The sequence below is a fragment of the Proteus sp. G4415 genome (genome assembly GCF_963896075.1).
GTDB lineage: Bacteria > Pseudomonadota > Gammaproteobacteria > Enterobacterales > Enterobacteriaceae > Proteus > Proteus mirabilis.
The window spans coordinates 1-17,835 of record NZ_CAWQOK010000075.1 but is presented as its reverse complement, the minus strand read 5'-3'; the positions used below and the strand labels follow the sequence as shown (position 1 = coordinate 17,835).

Sequence of the window (17,835 nt, the reverse complement as noted above, 5' to 3'; positions counted from 1 at the left end):
TCCCGCGTTGGTTAATGTTAATAAGTAGATAACAGTTACTTTATCGCAAAGTCACCAAATTGTCGCTGATTAGATGATATCGGCGTTATTAGTTGATGCGAAACAAATCGATAATATATAAACAATGCAGGAAAGAGAAAAAGCAAAAAGCCCCGCGATAAGCGAGGCTTTAAAGATGGTGCATCCTGGAGGATTCGAACCTCCGACCGCTCGGTTCGTAGCCGAGTACTCTATCCAGCTGAGCTAAGGATGCAGTCGTACTAATTTAACTAAGATAAGCTAACTTTATAAAAAGATGGTGCATCCTGGAGGATTCGAACCTCCGACCGCTCGGTTCGTAGCCGAGTACTCTATCCAGCTGAGCTAAGGATGCGTTGTTATCTTTTTGCCTCTCACATTACATTGTGCAATGTCGAGAAATAAGTGGTGCATCCTGGAGGATTCGAACCTCCGACCGCTCGGTTCGTAGCCGAGTACTCTATCCAGCTGAGCTAAGGATGCACGTTGTTTAATTTTACTCTTTTAATGCAAATTATTCACTATTCGCACCAAAATAAAAACCCCATACATTTAATCATGGGGTTGGAATATGGTGCATCCTGGAGGATTCGAACCTCCGACCGCTCGGTTCGTAGCCGAGTACTCTATCCAGCTGAGCTAAGGATGCAAATCTAAATGGCGGTGAGAGAGGGATTCGAACCCTCGATGCAGCTTTTGACCGCATACTCCCTTAGCAGGGGAGCGCCTTCAGCCTCTCGGCCATCTCACCATATTTAGAACCACTCGAAGAAGTTCTTTGTGAACATCTCGTCTCTGTGTGGCGCACATATTACTTTCTCAGCCTGAGAAGTCAAACAATTTTTCTCAACTTTTTACGAATATAGGTTCGTTTGAACACTTCACAAACAAACTGATGCGTTTATCAGCAAGAAAGGCTAAAAAAGAACTGAATACCATGATATCGCTGATGAAAAATCATTCAAGCATTTTATCTCATCGACGAATAATTTTATTCCCCCTACTAATAATTATGAATCGAATGATAAGCAGTAAAAAGACTTTCAATTCTGTCAATCAGAATAAGCGGATAGTGTAATAATAAATACAGTTCAAAAGAGCGAGGTGAAGAACGAGAAAGAAAATGGAAAGTTCTATAGAAAAGAAAAGCGCCCAGACCCGGCAAAAGTGTGGACGCTTACGAAGAAAGGGTAACTAGCTAAAAATAAGAGATTGCTTAGTAGTTATCTGTGGGCTGAGTTTTCTCGGCCTGAATTCGTTGATAGATCTCTTCACGATGGACAGATACTTCTTTGGGGGCATTTACGCCAATACGTACCTGATTACCTTTAACCCCTAAAACGGTTACGGTTACATCATCGCCTATCATAAGCGTTTCACCAACTCGACGAGTTAGAATAAGCATTCTTTGCTCCTTGAAAATTTACAAGAGTCGGGTCTCTAGAATTTCCCGGCCATTATCCATCATACATTGTCAATTCGTATAATCATTATTTATCACATATAGCCCATACTTCATAACAAAATATAAATTTTGTGATTGATTATTTAACGGATTGTCAATATTACATAAAGCGTTACCCCTAAAAACTAGGGATAACGCTTTTTCAGGTAGCTATCGCTTAAAGATGCGATTCTACCCACTCGTCAACACTCGCTAAAGCAGCGGGTAACGCTTCAACATCTGTACCACCAGCTTGTGCCATATCAGGGCGACCACCACCTTTACCACCGATTTGCTGAGCGACAAAACTAATTAGCTCACCTGCTTTTATTTTAGCAGTCAAATCCTTAGTCACACCGACAATTAAGCTCACTTTACCATCAGAAATAGTAGAAAGTACAATTATTGCTGAACCTAATTGATTTTTTAAATCATCAACCATTGTTCTTAACATTTTTGGTTCAACATTATTCAGTTCACGAACTAAAAGTTTGATACCTTTCACATTCTTAGCTTGGCTTCCTAACGAGGAGCTTTCTTGAGCTGCTTGCTGATCTTTCAGTTGTTGAAGTTCTTTTTCTAATGAACGGTATTTTTCTTGAACCGTTTTAATTTTCTCAACTAAATTACTACCATCACTTTTAAGTGCATGTGCCACAAGAGAAATCAGATCCGATTGCTCATGAACACTTTCAATCGCTGTAGCCCCCGTAATCGCTTCAATTCGGCGAATACCGGCCGCAGTCCCTGATTCACTCATAATGCGGAATAGACCAATATCACCCGTTCTGGCTGCGTGAGTACCACCACAAAGTTCAGTTGAGAAATCCCCCATGGTTAAAACACGAACACGTTCTTCATATTTCTCACCAAAGAGTGCCATCGCACCTTTTTGCTTCGCATCTTCAAGATCCATTAACTCGGTGACAACCGGCGAGTTAAGGCGGATTTGCGCGTTAACAATGTCTTCAATTTCACGTAACTGTTCTGGTTTTACTGCTTCAAAGTGAGAGAAGTCAAAACGCAGATATTTATCGTTAACTAAAGAGCCTTTCTGGGTAACATGAGTGCCTAATACTTGGCGTAATGCCGCATGCAATAAATGCGTTGCTGAGTGATTTAAGCGAATAGCATCACGACGAGCCACATCAATGACTGCATTGATCTTATGATTAACAATAAAAGATCCAGAAATGACTTTACCAATATGACCAATAGCCTTGCCATATTTTTGCGTGTCGGTAACTTCAAACTGGCTATCTTTGCCAATCAGAAGACCTTTATCACCTACTTGGCCACCAGACTCAGCATAAAAAGCCGTTTTATCTAAGAAGATAATCCCTTCTTCACCTGCTTTAAGCTCAGTGACTGTTTGACCATTATGGAAAATCGCATTAATAGTACCTTGTTGCTCATTATGGTCATAACCTGAGAAATCACTGCGACTATCGACTTTAATCAGTTCGTTATAGTCAGTACCAAAACCGCTAGATTCACGAGCACGTTTACGTTGCTCTTCCATTGCCAGTTCAAAGCCTTCTTCATCAACTTTGATATTTCTTTCACGGCAAACATCCGCAGTTAAATCTAATGGGAAACCATATGTATCATAAAGACGGAAAGCCGTTTCACCCGCTAAAGTATCACCGGTTAATTTTTCTAGCTCTTCATCTAATAATTGTAAACCGCGCTCTAAAGTACGTGCAAACTGCTCTTCTTCCGTTTTAAGTACTTTTTCAACGATTTCTTGTTGATTCTTAAGTTCTTTACCGGCTTCAGCCATTACATCAATAAGCGGTGCAACGAGTTTATAGAAGAAAGTATCTTTCGCACCTAACATATAACCATGGCGTACAGCACGACGGATAATACGACGTAGCACATAGCCTCGACCTTCATTAGAAGGAATGACACCATCACAAACAAGGAAAGAACAAGAACGGATATGGTCGGCAATCACACGTAATGATTTATTTGCTAAGTCTGTCGCATTAGTCACTTCAGCAACGGATTTAATGAGTGCGCGGAATAAATCAATATCATAGTTAGAGTTAACATGCTGTAGTACAGCAGTAATACGCTCTAATCCCATTCCCGTATCAACAGAAGGCTTCGGCAATGGATCCATTGTACCATCTGATTTACGGTTGAACTGCATAAAGACGATATTCCAGATCTCAATATAGCGATCACCGTCTTCTTCAGGTGTTCCTGGCGGTCCCCCCCAAATATGATCACCATGATCGTAAAATATCTCAGTACATGGACCACAAGGCCCCGTATCTCCCATTTGCCAGAAGTTATCTGAAGCAAATGGTGCGCCTTTATTATCACCAATACGAATAATGCGCTCAGCTGGAACACCGACTTCTTTATTCCAGATATCATAAGCTTCATCATCAGTGGCATAAACGGTTACCCAAAGTCTCTCTTTAGGTAAGTTAAACCACTCTTTGCCAGTTAATAATTCCCAGGCAAAGTTAATGGCATCATGTTTGAAATAGTCACCAAAACTAAAGTTACCTAACATTTCAAAAAATGTATGGTGACGTGCTGTATAACCCACATTTTCTAAATCATTATGTTTACCACCCGCGCGCACACAACGTTGCGCGGTTGTCGCTCGGGAATAAGGTCGGTTGTCCAATCCAAGAAATACATCTTTAAATTGGTTCATCCCTGCGTTTGTAAACAGCAATGTTGGATCATTATTTGGAACCAAAGAACTGCTTGGTACTATTTGATGTCCTTTAGTATGAAAAAAGTCGAGAAACGCCTGACGGATCTCAGCGGTGCTTTTGCTCATAATTATCCCGAAATCAAGCTGGAAAAACAGAAATTAGAAATCTAGTTAGAGGAGGTTTAGTTTTACCTCTACTTAGCCAACGAATACATAAGTAGGGATAAGATAGAATTTCTTCGCTCAGAAGTAAAACCCCCGATAAACTTATTCGAGTTGACATTGTAAATCGTCTAGTAGTTTTCTGAAAGTAGCAACATACTTCAAGATAGGTCGTTTTAACCAAATCGAGGCGAATTTTGTAAGATATGAGAAGGTAATGACGATAATTTCATAATAAAACTATTAAATAATTTTTTCGTCATTTTTAGTTTATTATCAATAGCATTTTGCTCATTTGCTCGCAACAGCTATCCTAAATCTGTATTATCAAAAAAAGCCAATATTCCCATTACATATTTAATTTTTCTGAATAAAAATCCCGCCAGAATCATTTAACTAAATATATTTACTGATAAATTTAAAATAATAAAGTAGCAAAAATCCATTTCTCTCGTAGTCAAAGAGATTGATTATCTATATAGATAGATGCTAACAATTTATTTTAATGCTATTTTTTCAAACATGTAAAAGAAATATGATGTTATAAATAACCAATAGAATACATCACCAAATCTTCACTATATAAACACTTACATAGTGTAAAACCACCCAAAGATAAAAATATTGTTATTGCTGATAAAATAGTAATAAATTGCAAAAAAAAAGAAAAACAGTGAAAAATAAACTAATTTTTCACTACCACTGAGTGGTTAATTTTTACATAAAACAAAAAGGAAGCTTTTTTAAGGCTTCCTTTGATATCTGAATAAAATTTATACAAACAAGTTATTCTATGGGATGCTGTCGTGATAATAGCCAATGATTTAAGGTCTATTTTCACACAAACAGCATGACAACCAGCTAATTACTCTTTTGTGTCGTCAGCATCACTGTCTGACTCTTCACCTGCAAAATCCGCAGCACTTGTGAATTCACCAGCATGATTTAACAACATTTCACGCAATTTAGTGTTTAACTCATTGTACATTTCAGGATGTTCTTTTAAGTAATTGGTTGCGTTAGCTTTACCTTGACCAATTTTTTCGCCATTGTAGCTATACCAAGCACCTGCTTTCTCTACTAACTTATGTTTAACACCTAAATCAATCAGTTCGCCATAGGTATTAATACCTTCACCGTACATAATTTGGAATTCAGCTTGTTTAAACGGTGCAGCCACTTTATTTTTAACAACTTTAACGCGAGTCTCACTACCAATGACTTCATCACCATTTTTGACAGAGCCAATGCGACGAATGTCTAAACGAACAGAAGCATAGAATTTAAGCGCATTACCACCGGTCGTGGTTTCTGGGTTACCAAACATAACACCGATTTTCATACGAATTTGGTTAATGAAAATCAGCAGTGTATTAGAGTTTTTAAGGTTACCCGCTAGTTTACGCATAGCTTGGCTCATCATACGTGCGGCTAAACCAACGTGTGAATCACCAATTTCACCTTCAATTTCAGCTTTTGGTGTTAATGCTGCCACGGAGTCCACGACAATAACATCGACCGCACCAGAGCGAGATAATGCATCACAAATTTCCAGTGCTTGTTCACCTGTGTCAGGTTGAGAGCAGAGTAGATTATCGATATCGACACCTAGCTTTTGAGCATAAATTGGGTCTAATGCATGTTCAGCATCAATAAATGCACAAATTTTTCCTTCACGCTGAGCAGAGGCAATAACTTGTAGAGTCAAGGTTGTTTTACCAGAAGATTCAGGGCCATAGATTTCAACAATACGGCCACGTGGCAATCCACCTGCACCTAAAGCAACGTCTAATGATAAAGATCCTGTAGAGATAGTTTCTACGTTCATGGAACGGTCTTCGCCCAGACGCATGATAGAACCTTTACCAAATTGCTTTTCAATTTGACCAAGTGCTGCGGCCAATGCTTTTTGTTTGTTTTCATCAATAGCCATGTTATCTCCCTCTGGGCAGTGAAGCATAAAGATGGGTCACTACCATTAAAACGTATATGATTTTGCTTGTTGAAACTCATTATACTGTATAATCATACAGTATCAAGTTAATTATTAATAATTTCTTTAAGAATTGATTTTAAAGAGAAAATCACAGATTGGGCTCTCACCTCCTCTCGTGATCCACTAAAAATACAGTGTTTAGCAACCACTCGAAGCCCCTCTGGGGTTTTTATTGCAAAGCCAAACCAAACTAAACCAACGGGCTTCTCTTCACTACCGCCGCCGGGACCTGCAATACCACTAACCGATACAGCATAGTCTGCATTTGCTGTTAGCAATGCCCCTTTTGCCATCTCACAGACAACTTGTTCACTCACGGCACCAAAATCAGACAATGTTTGCTCATCTACACCAATCATGTCATGTTTAGCTTGATTACTGTAAGTCACAAAACCTCGATGATAATAATCTGAGCTACCTGCTATATCAGTAATGACTTTTGCAATCCATCCTCCAGTACATGATTCTGCAGTAGTTAACGTTTTTTTTCGTTTTAGCAGTGCCTGACCGACTTCAATGCTCAGATGGGTCATTTCATCATTATTTATCATAAAGGTTGTTTCACCTCGACTCTCAATTAACGTTATTCAGCTCTCTTTCTTGTGCAATCCCACAACCATAATCCACCAATTGCTAGCGCAAAGATAGCACCAAAGCCAATACCAATTGTAATAACGGAAATACCCATACTGGTGACTAGCGAGAACAAACCTAGCATCAGTAACATTGCGGTATTCTCACCTAAATTTTGTACAGCAATGGCATTCCCCGCTCCCACACTATGCTTTCCTTTATCTTGTAGCAAAGCATTTAATGGTACAACAAAGAAGCCACCAAAAATGCCAATAACAACTAAGATAAAATAGGCTGGAATAATGGTGGTTTGTAATGAGAAGTAAACAACACCTAAGCCAATTAAAACCCCGGCAGGCATACAACGACGGACCGTTTTTAATGTGACAAACTTAGCGGCTAAACCAGCGCCAATCACGATACCAATCGCCACCATCGCATTTAATATTGTTGGTGTTGTATTATCAGTCATTCCCAAAGCTATTGGCACCCATTGCACTAATAGAAAACGCAATGTGACGCCGGCCCCCCAAAACATACTTGTTCCTACCAGAGAAAAACGGCTCTCTTTATCTCGCCATAAAGAGCCACAAGCAGCTAAGAATTGATTGAATATTTTTTTAATATTCCAGCCTCGACCTATTTGAGCAGGTGATAACTTGGGAATGCTAAAGTTAACCAATACAGCCAAAGCATACATTGTCGCACAGACAGCTAATGCTAAGATAATGCTCCAATCGGAAAGAAGCCCACCAATCACAGAGCCTAATAAAATTGCCGCAATAGTTGATGCTTCCATTAAGCCATTTGCTTTGACTAAACGCTCGCCATCGGTTAACTCACCTAAAATACCATATTTAGCAGGCGAATAAATGGCGGCGCCGATCCCCACTAAGGCGTAACCTAAGAATGGATCGGTTCCAATACAAATAAGAAAAGCACCGGCAAATTTTAACGCATTACCAGTAAGCATCACCCTACCTTTAGGCTGGCGATCGGCAACTTGTCCAACAAAAGGAGCTAAGAGAATATAAGCCAGCACAAACACCATTTGTAAAATAGGCTGGCTCCATTCTGGATAAAGTGCTGATTTAAATTGAGCGAGTATGGCAAATAACAAAGCATTATCCGCAAATGCAGAAAGAAACTGTGATAATAATACTGCTTTCATGCCCTTACTCAGTAATGGGGGCTGACTTATATTCTCTGACATTAATTATTTTCCTGTTCAGCGAGTTGCTTTAACGAGACAAAATCCGTTTTGCCACTTCCTAAAACAGGAATTTCTTTGAGAAAACGAATATCTTTTGGTACCGCAATTTCTGCCACACCAGTGGATTTAGCTAATGCCGATAACATACTGCGATCAAGTTGCTTATCGGTGGTAAAAAGCACTAATGACTCACCTCGACGTGGATCATTTACCGCCACCACAGCATGGTTGCCTTCCGAGGCTTTAGCCGCTAATTGCTCTACACTTTCAAGAGAAACCATTTCTCCTGCTATTTTTGCAAAACGTTTTACACGCCCTTTAATAGTGCAAAAACCTTCGCTATCAATAGCAACGATATCTCCCGTATCATACCAACCCGCTTCTTCGATGCCTTCGGCATTTATTGCTGTAGGCTGTTCTAATTTATAAGGGGACTCAACGCGCAAATAGCCAAGCATGATATTAGGACCACGCAGTTGTAATCTTCCACCATCCGTAATACCACTTATAGGAATTAAACGCCCTTCCATGCCTGGTAATAAACGTCCCACGGTATATGGCTTAGCACTCATTGGTACATTAATGGAGACAACAGGAGCACATTCAGTGACCCCATAACCTTCTAAAATACGAATACCAAATTTATCCTGCCATAATACTCGTGTCGATTCGGACAGTTTTTCCGCCCCTGCAACCACATATCTTAGTCGAGCAAAATCATAAGGATGAGCAAATTTGCCATAATTGCCTAAGAAAGTTGAAGTACCAAACAATACTGTACAATTTTGGTCATACACTAATTCAGGTACTACACGATAATGTAGTGGGCTTGGGTAGAGGAATACTCGTGCCCCTAAGCAGATAGGTGCTAATACACTTACCGTTAAACCAAAAGCATGGAATAACGGTAATGCAGCCATAAATTTATCTCTGGGTGAAAAGTCAGCAATAGCGCGAATTTGCTCTACATTCGCCAATAAACTGGAGTGGCTATGAACGACACCTTTCGGTGTGCCTTCAGATCCAGAAGTAAATAAGATAACTGCTGCGTCCGTCGATTTTTGCGCTAACATCGCTTTATGAGGAGTGAGTAAGTGCTGTGCAATCCAGCGTTTATCTTCTCTAGTAATGCTATCTTTGAGATCTTCAAGATAAACCCAGTTTGCATCCGGAGTCTGTTCTGGAATATGTAATAAATTTCCTTTCTCTAAAAATTGGCGTGAGGTAAAAATCGTTTTAATGGATGCCGCTTTCATGGCATTTTGTACACCTAAGCTACCCGCAGTATAGTTAAGCATCGCCACAACCCGTTGGCGCATTGTCGCCCCAAATAAAGCCGCAACCGTAACGGTAGTATTAGGAAGTAAAAGGCCAATTCGTTCATTAGGTTCGGTATAGCGTTCAATAATACGACTAACACCTAATATTTTTTTCAATAGGCCCTGATAACTATCCTCTTTCATATTAATATCTGAAATAAGAGGACTGAAACGACCAAACTGAGACATTCCTTGTAAAAATGCCTCATAGAGCGTGATATTAGGACGTGCTTGCATAATAGCATCCATCATAATATCACGGAGCTTTTCTCCCGATAAGCGACGGCGCTCTGCTGATTTTTCCGCTGTAGGCATAGGTAAATCAACCGCAGGTAGCACTTTTATTGTGATTTTAGGAAAGAGCTTTGCTTTTATATTTAACGTTTTATGCACTCGAGAAAAGTAGCTAAATTCAGCACCTTCTATTCTAACAGGGATAACTTTTGCCCCTGATTTAGCAGCAATAAACGCAGCACCTTCATAAATCTTCATCAAACCAATAGTTACCGTAATTCTCCCTTCAGGGAAAATAACAACAGGACGGCCTTTATCGACTTCTTTAACTAATTGGCGAACCGCCATTGGATTAGCGGGATCTAAAGGAACAATATCCGCATAACGACTGAGCCATTTGGTATGTTTGGCATTAGCCACTGAGGTGTAAACAGCAAAGACAGGGTTAATCGGTAAAAATAAACGCAATAATATACCATCAATAAACGATGTATGATTTGGCGTAATAATGCATTTTTCATATTGTGAAAACTGATTAATTAGTCCTTCAATTCTTACTCGAAATAAGAATTTAAATAGTGTTTTAAAAAACGCTATCAACATCATATCCATATCTCATTTTGCTATAATTAGCCTTACTATAAATAGGATATGATGAAAATAAAATAGTTGTCTTTTGTTTTCGTCTTTATATAGGACAACTTCCTAATTATTTAGCGAGTTTTGCGAGAATGACCTCAATAATATCATTAATAGATAATCCAGCATCAACAATAATATCTGCGCATTGCATATATAAAGGCTCACGCTTAATTAAAACATCATGTATTTCTGAAACTAATGTTTTTCCCGTCAAGCTAGGTCTTTGTGCCTCATTAGGATCTTGAGATAAACGCTCAACTAAAGTTTCAAGTGAAGCTTGTAAATAAACAATTACACCTGAATTTTTCATATAAACACGATTTTTTTCTGCCAACACTATCCCTCCCCCCGTTGAAATAACTTGGTTAGGTTGGCTAACTTGAATAAGCGCATCTGATTCAAGTTGGCGAAAGACATCCCAACCTTCCGCTTCAACCATAGAAGAAATAGTTTGTTGATATTTATATGTTATCCAATTATCTGTATCAATAAATTGATAATCTAAAGATAGAGAAAGCGCTTTACCTACTGTTGTTTTTCCTGCACCTCTAGGTCCTATAAGGTAAATTGTACTTTCCATAAATGCACTCTCTCCGCTGTGTTAACCTGCTAAATGGGTGTAATCTAAAATTTACAATGTGTAAAGTATTAAGTATCATACCTCACAATACAAAAAAATAAAGCCACACTTTATGAAAGTATGGCTTAGCTATTTAAGGGATTATTAGCGACGTAATGTATTGTCGCCGTAACCAATCCATTTATAGGTGGTTAGAGCATCTAATCCCATAGGGCCTCGTGCATGTAGCTTTTGTGTACTCACCGCTACTTCAGCACCTAAGCCAAACTGTCCACCATCTGTAAAACGTGTGCTAGCATTCACATATACCGCAGCAGAATCAACTTGGCGTACAAAGCGATCAGCATGACTGATAGATTGCGTTAAAATAGCATCTGAGTGCGCGGTACCATATTGGCGAATATGAGCAATTGCCGCCGTTAAATCATTAACGACTTCAACATTCAGATCCAGTGATAGCCATTCATCACAATAATCTGCTTCAGTCACATCGACGACCGTCGCACGTCCCTTTTTCAATGCAGTTATAGCGCGTTGACTGGCATGCAAAGTAACCTTTTGTGCTGCCATCGCATCACTTAATTGAGGTAAGAAACTCTCCGCAATAGCTTCATGTACCAATAACGTTTCTAACGAATTACATGCGCTTGGACGCTGTACTTTAGCATTAATAATAACATTTAATGCTTGGTCTAAATCAGCACTTTCGTCAACAAAGGTGTGACAAACACCAATCCCCCCCGTGATCACAGGAATAGTGGATTGTTCACGACATAACTTATGTAATCCTGCACCACCTCGAGGAATAAGCATATCAATATACTCATCCATTTTTAGCATTTTTGCGACTAATTCGCGATCTGGCTTATCGATAGCTTGAATAGCAGCCGCAGGAATAGCACATGTTTCTAGTGCTTGCTGGATCACCGCGACAACGGCTTGGTTAGTATGGTGAGTCTCTTTTCCGCCACGGAGAATAGCCGCATTCCCTGTTTTTAAGCATAAAGATGCTACATCTATAGTCACATTTGGACGAGCTTCGTAAATAACGCCAACAACCCCTAAAGGGACTCGGCGGCGTTCTAAACGTAAGCCACTGTCTAACAAACGACCATCTATCACTTGACCTACAGGATCTTCTAGATGACAAACTTGGCGAACATCATCAGCGATCGCTTTTAAACGTTCTGATGTGAGTAATAAACGATCAAGCATTGCAGCATTAATATTAGACTCTCGTGCCGCCACCATATCTTTTTCATTAGCAGCAAGAATAATGGCTTCTTGCTGCTCTAATAAATCAGCGATGACTAACAGTGCCTGATTTTTTTGTTCGGTTGATAGCTGAGCTAAGTGCCAAGAAGCTTCTCGCGCCGCTTTTCCCATTTGTTCTAACATATTTATACTCCCTAGCTCACAATCATATCATCACGGTGAACCGCAACACTGCCATACTCATAACCTAAAATTTGACTAATCTCTTGCGAATGGTGCCCCGCAATTAAGCGTAGCGCATCACTATTATAATGCGCGACACCATGAGCAAGATCTTTTCCTTGCAAACTTTGAATGCGGATAACACACCCTCGAGAAAAGTCACCTTTAATTTCTTTAATACCTTTAGGTAAAAGAGAACTCCCCTGCTCTTTAATCGCCTTTTCAGCCCCATTATCAACAATGATAACCCCTGCGACTGGAGCACCAAAAATCCATCGTTTACGCGTTTCAAGGGGGCTTTTTAAACCATGAAAGAGTGTTCCGACAGGTTCATTATCAATAACTTTACTGATAACATCAGGCTTAACACCGGCGGCAATAACAACGTCAATACCAGCACGCCCTGCAACAGTGGCCGCTTGTAACTTAGTTGCCATACCTCCAGTACCTAAACCAGAGACACTATCACCGGCCATTTGACGTAATTCATCGTTGATATCAAAAACTTCAGGAATAAGCTTCGCATCCGGATTGCTACGAGGATCGGCCGTATATAGACCTTCGATATCAGTAAGTAACAGGAGTTTATCAGCGCCACCTAAAATGGCAGCTAATGCCGAAAGATTGTCGTTATCCCCTACTTTTATTTCTGCAGTAGCAACGGCATCGTTTTCATTGATAACAGGAATAATCTTGTTATCTAATAATGCATGCAGTGTATCACGCGCATTCAAAAAACGTTCTCTATCTTCTATATCCGCGCGAGTTAATAACATTTGCCCAATATGAATACCATAAATAGCAAATAGCTGCTTCCATACCTGAATTAAAGCACTTTGCCCCACAGCGGCTAACAGTTGTTTAGATGCTATTGTTGCGGGCAAATCGGGGTAGTTTAAATATTCACGCCCTGCCGCTATTGCTCCCGACGTGACAATAATTATCCGGTGCCCTTTTTCGTGTTGTTTTGCACATTGGCGAACCAGCTCTACAATATGAGACTGATCCAGACGTCGTGAACCACCAGTCAGTACACTTGTCCCTAATTTAACAACCAGCGTTTGGCTGCTACTCATAACATTTACCATTTTTTGTTGATTTAAAAGATCATACACTGTTTTATCAGGAGAGAAGCGTTATGCCAACTGACATAACGCAAAATCTATGAAAAGTTGCCCTAACACAAAATTAGGGCTTAAGGGGAAGAGGAAAATTGCTCATTTTTTCATCTGGAACTAGCGTCATCTCTAATTCACTTACCGCCGCTTGTAGAAAATCATGAAAACGAATAAGTGTTTCATGTATTGATTCAATCACATCTTTTTTACTTATTACTTGATTAACCCAATCGCCATTTTTATCGAATAGGCCAACTTGGTAATAATAAATTAACTGTTCACCATTACGTTCAAGTTCCATCCACCAGCCCCAAAACTCTCGTTTTTCTGGTGTGACTTTCTTATTTACACAAACAGCTAAACAATCAAAAAAAAACTGGCTTTCTTGGCATTGTTGCTCACGGATATAAGGTCCTATTTGAGCAAAACGTTTTAATAACTTACCTCGGGTAGGGTGCAAAGATGAAGTCATAAATTCAGTCTCCTTATCACCTCTACTGTTATATAATCTATTATAATTAGCAAGTTATTGTTTGAAATTATTTATATTAATTTAGCATAGATCCAATCTGCGCTTTTAGTTAATGCCTGTTCAAGCCCTTTATAAAGTGGTTTTTCTTTTATTTCTACTATATCGCCATCCATAGAAGAGCGAGCAATGAGCTGCGAATCCTCTTTAGGACTAATTTCATCCCCTTTCCAATAAACACTCATCATCGGCACTGGCATACGACGACCAATCAACCCTTGGTTTTTCAGTGAATAACTACTTAACGATAGTCTGAGATTGTTTTCATCTATATTTAATAATCCTAAGCGGCTCGCCAGTACATCGAGATACATAATGGGGATTTTCTTCTGTAATTCCGCTTGAGTAAAAAAGGCATGAATTAATGGCCCTAATGCCACAACACCTTTAATCAATTTTGGATAAAGATAGGCTAAACGCACCGCAATATTGGCACCAAACCGAAATCCCATTACGCCCACTCGAGTGTGATCAATCCATGGAATATCTCCCAACTGCTGTAAAATATCACCATGCAATTGACAGGTATTTTCGCTGAGTTTCTGCTTAACAGAATAACCAATAGATGGCATATCTACGGTTAACATCGCGATACCTTTTGGTGATAAGTAGCGCCTAAAAAAGTTAACATAATCACTTTGTAAACTATCTAACCCACCACAAAAAATGACTGTTGGATAAGGTCCTTTACACCCTTTAGGTAGATGTAAAAATCCACTGGTAGTTCCTTTACCTGTTAATTTAAACGTCAGTTTTTTTACTTCAAATGAAGAGAATTTCATTGCATTTTCAAAAGCTTTCATCGCCAATACTACCGCTTGTTCAGCAAGAAAATCGCCATTAATAAATGGATAAGCAGCAATGCTATAAAGGTTTGCCGCTCGTAACCAACAATCAGCGGCTGCTTCCTCTGAGGTCTCTCGTAACGCTTTTTGTTGCCAAATCATTGCTTGATGAGACCATTCAAATGACCAGTTGCCACGTCGATAACCAACGACTGTATCAATAAATTTATCATCACTGCGTGGCGCATCAAAAATAGCAATGCGACTTAATACTTCTTCGATCTCTATGGGGGAAATACCTCGCCAGATCCACTGTAGACGTTGAATTGTGCGATACCAATTTTGCTGGCTCATCCCATTAAGTACAGAGTACGAATCAATATTAGATTTAGGGTGTGTGTACTGTATTAACGTTGAGGTTTCCGCATGTTTAGCACGAGGTTTAAATAACGTTTCAGAAAGATTTGTATTATTTGCCATATCACTCTTCAAATCAGTGTGTATCGTATAATGAGGCTCAAAATTCTGCTCACATCATAACATGGATTTCACTTCTACAGTGGAATAGCAGATCAACATCAGCACGAAGAGATAGGAAAAGCGTCAGGTCATCAAAAATAAAGCCGATATAAAAAATCCTCGCATAGGAACTGGGGTCAGTTCAATAAACGAGGATTTTATCAATATATTTGAATTAATTGATTAAGATAAATTATTTTTTATCACAAACAGGGGGAACAAACATAACGCCCATATCCCAAGGTTGTTCAATCCAGGTATTTTGTGGAATATCAACCACAAAATCATCAACTAACGGACGCCCTTCTGGCTTAGCAAAGATAGTGACAAAATGTGCTTTCGGATACATTTCACGGATAACTTTTGCGGTGCCACCTGTATCAACTAAATCGTCAACAACGATAAAACCTTCACCATCACCTTCTGCTTTTTTTAAGATTTTGAGGTCACGTTGATGGTCATGATCATAGCTAGAAATACAGACAGTATCCACATGGCGGATACCCAATTCACGAGCAAGTAATGCGGCAGGAACTAATCCACCACGACTGACGGCAATAATGCCTGTCCATTGTTCGACTGGTAACAAACGTTGTGCCAATTGACGGGCATGTATTTGCAACATATCCCACGTTACAACATATTTTTCGCTCATAATATTGTGATCCTAGCTACTTGAAATTCGAGAGAAGCTTTTTTGCGGAAAAAAAGGTTGCGCGAGATTATAGTGATTTGAGCGTTCAAAAACCAGAGAAAACATAAAAATGGTCGAGATAATCCTCATTTTTCCTGATATGTATTTTTTTTGTCTAAAAAACACGCAATAAAAAAGCGAACACCAACACAGAAATCCAAATTATTAGATAGATACGTAAGAGAATGACGCATTCATCAAAAGAAAGTGATATTCTCAATTATATTTGGCGAATAACGCTCAGAATAATAAAGCTAACCCTTAAGAAAGCGGTAGGCTATTCATAACACAGATGCTGTTAGAGGAGATCCATCGTGTCTGAACTATCTACTCTATCCCCACAACCATTATGGGATATTTTTGCAAAAATTTGTTCAATTCCACACCCTTCATATCATGAAGAAGCCTTAGCGTCCCACATTATGGCTTGGGCGACAGAAAAAGGTTTATCTGTTGAGCGCGATACGGTAGGAAATATTTTAATCCGTAAACCTGCCACCAAAGGTATGGAAGATCGTAAAACAGTCGTTTTACAAGCGCACTTAGATATGGTGCCACAAAAAAATAACGATACCGAACACGACTTTACCAAAGATCCTATCCAACCTTATATTGATGGTGAATGGGTAAAAGCGAAAGGCACCACATTAGGTGCAGATAATGGTGTTGGTATGGCTTCTGCACTCGCTGTATTAGCTGACGATACTGTTAAACATGGCCCCTTAGAAGTATTGTTAACCATGACAGAAGAAACTGGAATGGATGGTGCTTTTGGACTACAGCCTGGCTGGTTACAAGCGGATATTCTGATTAATACAGACTCAGAAGAAGAAGGCGAAATCTATATGGGTTGTGCCGGTGGTATTGATGTTAAAACCACGGTAGACCTCACTTATGAAGCTATTCCTGCAAACCATATCGTCAAAAAACTGGTACTAAAAGGCCTAAATGGTGGCCACTCAGGTGGTGATATTCATTTAGGTTTAGGTAATGCAAACAAATTATTAGCGCGTTTCCTTGCTGAACATGCGGATGAATTAGCACTAAAATTAATTGATTTCCATGGTGGTACACTGCGTAATGCTATCCCTCGTGAAGCGCATATTATTTTTGCTATTCCTGCGGATAAAGCGACTCAATTAAATAGCATTACCACAGAATTTGAAGCGCTATTAAAAAGTGAATTAGCCATTGCTGAAAAAAATCTAGCTATCGAATTAACAGATACTAGCACCGAAAAACCAGTATTTACTGCTGATTGTCAATCTCGCACTATCAATTTACTTAATGCCATGCCAAATGGTGTTATCCGCATGAGTGATGATGTGGAAGGTGTGGTTGAAACCTCATTAAACGTCGGTGTAGTGAGTATTGTTGACGATAAAGTAGAAATCCTATGTTTAATTCGCTCTCTGATTGATAGTGGTAAAACTTATGTTGTTAGCATGCTGACAGCATTAGCCAAACTTGCTCAAGCAGATATCGAAACCAAAGGTGGTTATCCTGGCTGGAAACCTGATGCGGATTCACCGGTTATGCACTTAGTACGTGACACTTATCAACAACTATTTGATAAAGTGCCAAATATTATGGTGATCCATGCAGGTCTTGAGTGCGGTCTATTTAAAAAACCTTATCCAGATATGGATATGGTCTCTATTGGGCCAACCATTCGCGGTGCACACTCACCGGATGAGCGAGTACACATTAAGAGTGTAGGTCAATACTGGCAGTTACTGACTGCTATTTTAAAAGCGATCCCGGCTAAATAATTCTACTTAAAAACAGTTATCAAACCCGCTTAATAAGCGGGTTTTTTGTTATTTTATCTCCCTATAACTTATTCCCAACCATCTTATAAAAGCCAATTCTTATACTATTTTGTAATAAAA

At 39.4% G+C, this 17,835-nt stretch carries 13 protein-coding genes and 5 tRNA genes; 1 reads left to right on the top strand and 17 read right to left on the bottom strand.

What is annotated here, in order from left to right; translation table 11 throughout:
• Positions 1–176: 176 nt before the first annotated feature.
• The 17 genes from AACU95_RS09645 to gpt all read right to left on the bottom strand — a co-directional run bounded on the left by AACU95_RS09645 (position 177) and on the right by gpt (position 15,904).
• A tRNA-Arg gene (locus AACU95_RS09645) sits at positions 177–253 on the bottom strand.
• A 43-nt stretch (positions 254–296) separates the two neighbouring features.
• Positions 297–373, bottom strand: a tRNA-Arg gene (locus AACU95_RS09640).
• A gap of 51 nt (positions 374–424) precedes the next feature.
• Positions 425–501 (bottom strand) — tRNA-Arg (locus AACU95_RS09635).
• A gap of 89 nt (positions 502–590) precedes the next feature.
• Positions 591–667: transfer RNA gene (locus tag AACU95_RS09630), tRNA-Arg, on the bottom strand.
• 9 nt (positions 668–676) lie between these two features.
• Positions 677–769: transfer RNA gene (locus tag AACU95_RS09625), tRNA-Ser, on the bottom strand.
• Positions 770–1,234: 465 nt separating this feature from the next.
• Positions 1,235–1,423: a carbon storage regulator CsrA gene (gene csrA, locus AACU95_RS09620; protein WP_004244778.1), complete on the bottom strand. Its 189-nt coding sequence runs from the start codon at positions 1,421–1,423 to the stop codon at positions 1,235–1,237.
• Between the two features lie 217 nt (positions 1,424–1,640).
• A complete protein-coding gene (gene alaS / locus AACU95_RS09615) occupies positions 1,641–4,268 on the bottom strand; it encodes an alanine--tRNA ligase (protein WP_004244779.1) in 2,628 nt (875 codons plus the stop codon).
• Between the two features lie 901 nt (positions 4,269–5,169).
• Positions 5,170–6,237: a recombinase RecA gene (gene recA / locus AACU95_RS09610; protein WP_004247401.1), complete on the bottom strand. Its 1,068-nt coding sequence runs from the start codon at positions 6,235–6,237 to the stop codon at positions 5,170–5,172.
• Positions 6,238–6,344: 107 nt separating this feature from the next.
• Entirely contained in the window at positions 6,345–6,851 is a 507-nt protein-coding gene (gene pncC / locus AACU95_RS09605) for a nicotinamide-nucleotide amidase (RefSeq protein ID WP_012367572.1), read from the bottom strand.
• A 32-nt stretch (positions 6,852–6,883) separates the two neighbouring features.
• Positions 6,884–8,086 (bottom strand): lysophospholipid transporter LplT, encoded by a 1,203-nt coding sequence (lplT, locus tag AACU95_RS09600; protein ID WP_004252263.1) that lies wholly within the window; start codon positions 8,084–8,086, stop codon positions 6,884–6,886.
• The gene (aas, locus tag AACU95_RS09595; RefSeq protein WP_080544257.1) at positions 8,086–10,245 is read right to left on the bottom strand and encodes a bifunctional acyl-ACP--phospholipid O-acyltransferase/long-chain-fatty-acid--ACP ligase; all 2,160 of its coding nucleotides are present in this window, start codon (positions 10,243–10,245) and stop codon (positions 8,086–8,088) included. Before aas ends, lplT begins: the two co-directional genes overlap by 1 nt.
• Positions 10,246–10,348: 103 nt before the next feature.
• Positions 10,349–10,861, bottom strand: a complete 513-nt coding sequence (aroL, locus tag AACU95_RS09590; RefSeq protein ID WP_049217169.1) for a shikimate kinase AroL — start codon at positions 10,859–10,861, stop codon at positions 10,349–10,351.
• A 144-nt stretch (positions 10,862–11,005) separates the two neighbouring features.
• On the bottom strand, positions 11,006–12,259 hold the full coding sequence (gene proA, locus AACU95_RS09585) for a glutamate-5-semialdehyde dehydrogenase (protein ID WP_004244786.1): 1,254 nt from the start codon (positions 12,257–12,259) through the stop codon (positions 11,006–11,008).
• Between the two features lie 11 nt (positions 12,260–12,270).
• Positions 12,271–13,374, bottom strand: a complete 1,104-nt coding sequence (gene proB, locus AACU95_RS09580) for a glutamate 5-kinase (protein ID WP_004247396.1) — start codon at positions 13,372–13,374, stop codon at positions 12,271–12,273.
• A 112-nt stretch (positions 13,375–13,486) separates the two neighbouring features.
• Entirely contained in the window at positions 13,487–13,888 is a 402-nt protein-coding gene (gene crl, locus AACU95_RS09575) for a sigma factor-binding protein Crl (RefSeq protein ID WP_012367569.1), read from the bottom strand.
• 71 nt (positions 13,889–13,959) lie between these two features.
• Positions 13,960–15,210: an esterase FrsA gene (gene frsA / locus AACU95_RS09570; RefSeq protein ID WP_049217172.1), complete on the bottom strand. Its 1,251-nt coding sequence runs from the start codon at positions 15,208–15,210 to the stop codon at positions 13,960–13,962.
• A 232-nt stretch (positions 15,211–15,442) separates the two neighbouring features.
• The gene (gene gpt, locus AACU95_RS09565) at positions 15,443–15,904 is read right to left on the bottom strand and encodes a xanthine phosphoribosyltransferase (RefSeq protein ID WP_004244790.1); all 462 of its coding nucleotides are present in this window, start codon (positions 15,902–15,904) and stop codon (positions 15,443–15,445) included.
• Positions 15,905–16,257: 353 nt separating this feature from the next.
• Here gpt and AACU95_RS09560 point away from each other — a divergent pair, with 353 nt between their 5' ends.
• Positions 16,258–17,715, top strand: coding sequence for an aminoacyl-histidine dipeptidase (locus AACU95_RS09560; RefSeq protein ID WP_049217174.1), 1,458 nt, complete (start codon positions 16,258–16,260; stop codon positions 17,713–17,715).
• The last annotated feature ends 120 nt before the right edge of the window (positions 17,716–17,835 follow it).